Origin of the sequence: Streptomyces sp. NPDC058964 (genome assembly GCF_042741275.1) — a bacterium.
GTDB lineage: Bacteria > Actinomycetota > Actinomycetes > Streptomycetales > Streptomycetaceae > Streptomyces.
Genome location: NZ_JBHYKH010000265.1, coordinates 1 through 1,187, shown reverse-complemented (window position 1 = coordinate 1,187; position 1,187 = coordinate 1). Strand labels below are relative to the sequence as shown.

General features: G+C 75.0%; 1 protein-coding gene. It reads left to right on the top strand.

Annotation, left to right across the window (positions count from 1 at the left end):
• A partial coding sequence (locus ACFW2E_RS27950; protein WP_384469834.1) for a DUF6081 family protein occupies window positions 1-1,143 on the top strand: 1,143 nt, incomplete at its 5' end.
• Window positions 1,144-1,187: the final 44 nt, after the last annotated feature.

The following is a 1,187-nucleotide window of genomic DNA, read 5'->3' as shown; positions in this document are numbered from 1 at the left end:
GGGCAGCTCCCCGGCGTCTGCGGCGGCCCGGATCCGGCCGAGTGCGGCGGCGGGGGCGCGCCCATCGCCCGCGATTTGGGCCACCACACCCCCCACAAAACCCCCGGCCCCCCCCGCGCGGCGCCCCCCGGGGCGCGCCCCCCCCCCCCGGCCGGCGCCGAAGACCCGGCCGCCACCGACGGCGGCCGGGTCGTCTGGGACGACTTCCGAGACGGTTTCGACCACAGCGGGGACGGGTCCAGGTGGACCCTCACCCCGGCCGGCGACGCGCTGCCGGACGGCGACGGCACCGCCACCACGTCGGAGGCCGGACTGCGGGTGGTGCCCACCGGCGTCAACCCGCGCACCGGCGAGCCGGCCTTCACCTTCACCACCGGCAGGGAGAGCGAGGGCGGCGGCGGTGCCGCGGACCACTTGAAGTTCTTCGCACTGGCCCGGCACACCTCGAAGGCCGGCATCCTCGGCTTCGACGCCGAACCGGGCCGGGTCCTCACGATCGACGTGACGATGTCCGCCCGGACCTTCGGCACCGAGCAGCACCCGTTCGGCGCCGCGGTGGCCAACCCGCGCACCGATCTCAGACTCGCGGCGGGCGCGATGAACACGGCCGATCCGGAAACGTCGATGGTCTTCGACTTCTTCGTCACCAACGGCTGGATCTACGCCTTCTACGAGCGGCTGCCCCGGCCGGGCGCCGACTACGCCGCCTTCTCCTACGCCCTGCCGGTGGCCCGCCGGGCCACGGTCGACCAGGTGAACAACCTGGCGGTCGGGTACGACAGGTCGGCGGGCACGGTGGAGTGGAAGCTCGACGGCCGCACGGTCCTGTCCGTCGACCGGATCGGCTTCAAGCCCGCGGACCGGGAGCATCTGCTCCTCGATCTGGGCGGCCGCGAGGAGCTGGTCCGGCCACGCCAACTCGCCGGAGGTTTCGGCATGTTCACACTGCTGGACGCCGAGATGCCGGGCGCGGAGGGCGGCCTGGTCCGGCTCAGCGACGACCTCCGGTACTACGACCCGGACCGCGGCGCGCCGGCCCAGCAGCGGTTCGCCGACCCGGCGGGCCTCGCGGGGCACCGCCTGTGGGGCCAGGGCGCTCGGCTCGACGTCCGCGAGCTGGGCGTGACGTCGGTCCCGCGCTAGGCCCTGCCGTCGGGCACCAAGCAGCGGCTCCGGCCGGACAGCCA